The organism is uncultured Campylobacter sp. (assembly GCF_938017705.1).
Lineage (GTDB): Bacteria > Campylobacterota > Campylobacteria > Campylobacterales > Campylobacteraceae > Campylobacter_B.
In genome coordinates this window covers 1-5,285 of sequence record NZ_CALIIS010000071.1, presented here as the reverse complement: position 1 = coordinate 5,285, position 5,285 = coordinate 1, and the positions used below count along the sequence as shown (strand labels likewise).

Genomic DNA, 5,285 nt, shown 5'->3' with positions numbered 1-5,285 from the left:
ACTACTTAAATTACCCCAACTTACTCCTAATTATAATTGAAAAAATTCTTTTAGCTTAAGGCAAAATTTCAATTTTATTTTAGGTAAGAATTTATATAATTGTGCCGAAATTGCATATATGGTAATTTTGCATGTTTAGTATTTTCGAAAGGAGAAAATATGGCGAATAAAGGCAAGGTCATATGCCCTTATTGTGGCACAGGCTGTCAAATCGAGCTGACTGCGGAAGACAATTATATCAAATCCGCAACCGGCGTAAGCGACAACCCTGTAAATCAGGGTTGTTTATGTTTGAAAGGTTATTACGGATGGAATTACGTAGGCTCTAGAGATAGGCTTACTACTCCGCTAATTCGTAAAAAGAATGGCAAATTTAGTAAAGACGGCGATTTGGTCGAGGCTAGCTGGGACGAAGCGCTTGATTTGGTTGCTAAAAAGATGCTCGAAGTTAAAGAAAAATACGGCGCCGACGCGATAGCCGGAAACTATTCCGCACGCTGTACGCATGAGGATAACTACGTAGCGCAGAAGCTACTTAGAATTTTAGGTACGAATAATATCGATCACTGCGCGCGCATTTGACACGCTCCGACTGTGGCAGGTCTTGCCAAAACAATCGGTAACGGAGCAGCTACAAATAGCTTCACGGAGATCGGAACTCACAGCAACTGCATTATGATGATCGGCTCAAACCCGGAAAATGGCCATCCGATCGTAGCTATGCACGTTCAAAGAGCGTTAAATAGAGGCGCTAAACTCATCGTCATCGACCCGGTTAAGACGGAATTTGCAAATCGCGCAGATATCCACCTTCAGCTCGAGCCGGAGCACAATATCCCGGTTATAAACGCTTTAATCCATGCTATTATCGACGAGGATTTGGTAAATCATGAATTCGTTAATAAATACACCAAGGGTTTTGAATATGTAAAAGAGGCGGTTAAGGATTATTCGCCTGAAGCCGTAGCCAAATACACTAGGTTAAACGCTGAAGATATTAGAAAAGCAGCTAGAATTTACGCCACTACGCGACCTGCGGTTATCACGCACGGAATGGGTGTAACTCACTTCAACCACGGCGTGGGCGCGGTCTGCGACATTTCAAATTTAATGCTTGTAACGGGCAATGTGGGCGAGCTTGGAAGCGGCGATCTACCGATCCGTGGACAAGAAAACGTTCAAGGCTGCTGCGATATGGGAATGCTTCCTAACGTATTTACCGGCTATAAAGCTGTAACCGACGAAAGTGCCCGTGATTGGTTTGAGCGCCAGTGGAATTTACCGAAAGGTCATCTAAACGGCAAGATCGGCATTCATAAAACCGAAGTGCCTGACGCAATTCTTGATGGTAGGGTAAAATTCTTCTGGACGATGGGTGAAAACCCGGTTATGACCGATCCGAACGCAAACCACTTCTTGCGCGCGATTTCGCAGGTAGAGATGTATGTGATCCAAGATATTTTCTTAACCGAGACGAGCCGCAAAGCAGATGTTGTGCTTCCTGGAGCTTGCAGCGGCGAGAAGGAGGGTACTTATGCTAACGCCGAGCGCCGCGTACAGCATAGCGAAATTGTAGTTGCCCCTCCGGGACAAGCTAGACAAGACTGGGCTATCATCTGCGAGCTTGCCAGACGCCTAGGACTAGGTGATTATTTCACATTTCAATCTCCAGAGCAGATTTGGGAAGAGGTGCGCAGGGTAGCTCCACACAACTACGGCGGAATGAGCTATTACCGCATCAAAAAATACCACGGACTTCACTGGCCGTGCCCTGATGAGAATTCTATGGGCGGACCTGCATTGTATCTTGATAAGAAATTCTTTACTCCGGACGGTAAAGGAAATTTCGTCCCAGTTCTATTTGTGGATGATAAGAGCAAGATTGAAAGCGCCAAAGAGGAGTTCGCAAAGCGTATGAATATGCCGAAAGATTATCCTGTAATGGCGGGCTCCGTGGACGAGAAGACCGATGCAGAGTTCCCGATCCAGCTTCTAACTACGCGTAAGGTTTACGAGTACGCAGGAGGCGCGATGACTAGGCGCTCTAAGACCGTCGAGCAGGGCGGCGACGCGATAGGACCGATTGCGGAAATGAATCCGAAACTCGCCGAGCGATACGGAATTTCACAGGGCGATTTCATCGTCGCGTGGAGCCGCTACGGCTATATCGCGATCAAGGCGGACATCACCGAGTGTATAATGGATGGTATCATTCAGATGTCTTATCACTACTGGGAGAGCTGCTGCAACGAGCTAACTAGCGGCGGCTGGGATCTCATCGCCAAAACGCCTACGTTTAAGGCAGCGATTCAGATTAAAAAGATCGATGAAGAGGAATTTTTGCGTATCCGCGAGCTTAAGCGCATTAAATTTCAGACCAATAAAGTCGTTTACGACGACTTCCACCACCATCCGATTAAATTCTAAGAATTTAATCTTATCCGTAGATTCGGGGGCTATGCTCCCGAATCTACTTTTTAAAAATTAATTCAAATAGTATGAACAATCCAAATAATATGAAATTTTGGTGATCTAGCCGTCTTACGATATTTTAAAGATCAAAAATTTCAAAAATTTAATAAATTCCGCGGTACTTCAAATACGTCTCTTTGCGTGGTCGCACTATTGATAAGAGGGCGGTTAGAATTTATCTGCTATTGCGTTAATAGATGTGGCGGCAGAGACTGGGCATTCGCGATTTATCAAATCCCAATAAATTAGCCTTAATTAGAGCGGCGCAATGGAGTAAATTTTAAAGATAAGCATGATAATAAGACCATTTTATCGCGACAAATCTTACCAAATTACATTATTGATTAAATTTTAACGCGTGCAGGCTGATTTTATGTAAATTAGCCTATATTATTAAGTAGCGCTGTAATTTTAATAACGCAAATGCAATTTTTGTGATTTTAATATATAAATGCAAAAGGCTCATAGGCTTTTTTAAAATGCTAGACGCGGCTTTTAGTTTTAATGGTCGCAAATGCCGGTTTCTAGCATAACCGGAGTAGTTTCGCGCTCCGTCTGAAATCCATAAATTTTGATTTTAAAATTTTAGATTTAAAATTCCGAATTCCGCCGTGCTTGGAATTCAGAATTTTTAGAATTTTATTTTATCGCGTGTTTTTGGCGTTTTATTTTCACGCGGGAGCCCTTTGCTGCGCCAGATCGCGCTGCTTGCGATATTAAAGCCATTGCGCCAAAGCTACTGCCTGCTTGCGGACGAGATTTATGAAACTAGGCTCTGATATTGAAGTTATTGCGCCAAAGCTGCTGCGGCAGAATTCCATTTACTTTATGCAAAAGTAGTTAAAATTTCTGCCGCTCGTCGCGCCTGAGCTACTTATTGTGCCGGTCTGTTCGTCTCGCTTTAATTTTTATCGCTAGCAGCACCCACTTTACTTTGTCGCTCCTAAATTTTTGCCGTCAGTCGCGTTAGAATCGCTCGCAGCGCCGTGATTTTCGCTGCTTGCAGAATCTGAGTTTGTCGTACCGCTAGAGCCCGCGGAGATTGGATTTACTGCACTTTCGCCCGCGATACCGCTTACGTTATTTATGTAGGCTACGGTGCTTATTTTATTCCATTCTCTACCGATTTTCAAAAACGCGCGCTGGCTGTCTAGGATCTCTTTAAACATCGGATCTTTCGCCGCTTCTTCGTCTAAGATTTCATTCGTTGCTTTTTTAAGCGCGGCTATCACGTCTGCAGGGAAGTCGCGCACCTGCACATCCGGAAACTGCGCTTTTAGCTCCGCCCAAATGCGAGCGTTTTCGTAAAAGCCCTTATTTTGGAAGTTCTCGCCAGCAAGTCTTGCTGCAGCCTCTAAGATCGCTTGAAGATCCGCAGGCAGCTTCTCTAGCTCCTTTTGATTTACTAGCAGCTGGCAGTCTCCCATAGGTTCTTGCCAGCCTGTGTAGTAGTATTTAGCCACTTTGTGAAATCCAAGTGGCATATCATAGACAGGGCTTACCCACTCGACCGCGTCGATAGTACCCATTTCTAACGCCATAAATAGCTCGCCCGTAGGCACCGTGTTTATAGTAGCGCCCAGCTTGCTCATCACCTCTCCGCCTAGCCCCGGTATGCGGAATTTAAGCCCTTGCAAATCTGCAACCGAGTTGATCTCTTTTTTAAACCAGCCGCCCATTTGCATGCCGGTAGATCCCATCAAAAAGGTCTTTATGCCGTATTGCGCGAACATCTTATCGTTAAGCTCTCGCCCACCACCATAGTAATACCACGCGTGCTGCTCATCAGTAGTCATACCGAAAGGCACTGCCGTCCAGAGCATAGTTTTGGCGTCTTTGCCTTTATAATAATAAAGCGAAGTATATCCTAGATCGTATTGACCGCTTTTGACGAAGTCGAATATGCCAAAGCTTGCCTTGTGCTTGCTCGGCGTATCGATGCGGATCTGAAGCCTGCCACCGCTAAGGCTTTCGGCATAGTTTTTAAAATCCTCAGCAGCAGCGCCCAAAACGGGCGTAGTCGCCTCCCACGTACTAGCAAGTCTTAGGCGATAAACCTTATCGTCGCCGAAAAGCTGCGAGCCCAAAAGCATGAGACATGCAAACAAAAAAATCTTTTTCATTTATATCCTTTCATAAAGTTTTAAATTCATAAAATTTCAAAATTTAGCGCGCCGCCGGCTTAAAATTTAATCGCGTCCTGCGTCACTGCTACGAAATCCTGATTCACGGTACTTATTTTATCCACGTGTTGCTTTATATTCTATTTTACGACGCTTCATCTTATAGGCACTTTGCTTTGTAGACGTCTTATTTCGCGATATTTTGTTTCTAAGCGCTCTACCCAAGCTTCTTTATTTTACAATTTACAATGCCTGGCTTTGCGACGATAGAGCGCCACGTTCGTTTTAATTTTGCCGCGTTCGGGCGTACTTACCTACACCTGCGCCATATCTAGCGATAATATTTTATCAAGCGCGCTTATTTAAAAACCTCTGGCAGCGGACCTATTTTGCTTAGAACCAACAAAAGTATCTTAAAATGCTATCTTTGCGCTTTTGCAGATAAAATTCTCCCTTCCTTTCAAAGCGAGCTTTGTCATTATTGGCAAGCTTAGACGCTACGCCATTTTTTGATCTTAGACGGCAGAATCGTGCTTTTAAATTTAAAATTCCGCAATCTGCACAATCTTCGCGCCACACTGACAAGCGGAGAGTGCGCCTTTATATTTAAATTTTGCGCCTTAGTTGAGCGCAAAATTCCGCGCGGAGTTTTTGAAATTCCGCGCGAAGTCTAGATTAAAATTTTACGCA

General features: G+C 44.4%; 2 protein-coding genes. One reads left to right on the top strand and one right to left on the bottom strand.

Going from position 1 to position 5,285, the window contains the following annotated elements:
- Positions 1 to 159: 159 nt before the first annotated feature.
- Positions 160 to 2,427, top strand: a complete 2,268-nt coding sequence (locus Q0605_RS03500; protein WP_298704283.1) for a molybdopterin-dependent oxidoreductase — start codon at positions 160 to 162, stop codon at positions 2,425 to 2,427.
- A 974-nt stretch (positions 2,428 to 3,401) separates the two neighbouring features.
- Here Q0605_RS03500 and dctP read toward each other — a convergent pair.
- Complete coding sequence (gene dctP / locus Q0605_RS03495) at positions 3,402 to 4,595, bottom strand: TRAP transporter substrate-binding protein DctP (RefSeq protein ID WP_298704281.1); 1,194 nt, start codon at positions 4,593 to 4,595, stop codon at positions 3,402 to 3,404.
- Between the last annotated feature and the right edge of the window lie 690 nt (positions 4,596 to 5,285).

Excerpts from the sequence above, each read along its gene's own strand:
- dctP (WP_298704281.1), bottom strand. The coding sequence starts at position 4,595 with ATGAAAAAGATTTTTTTGTTTGCATGTCTCATGCTTTTGGGCTCGCAG.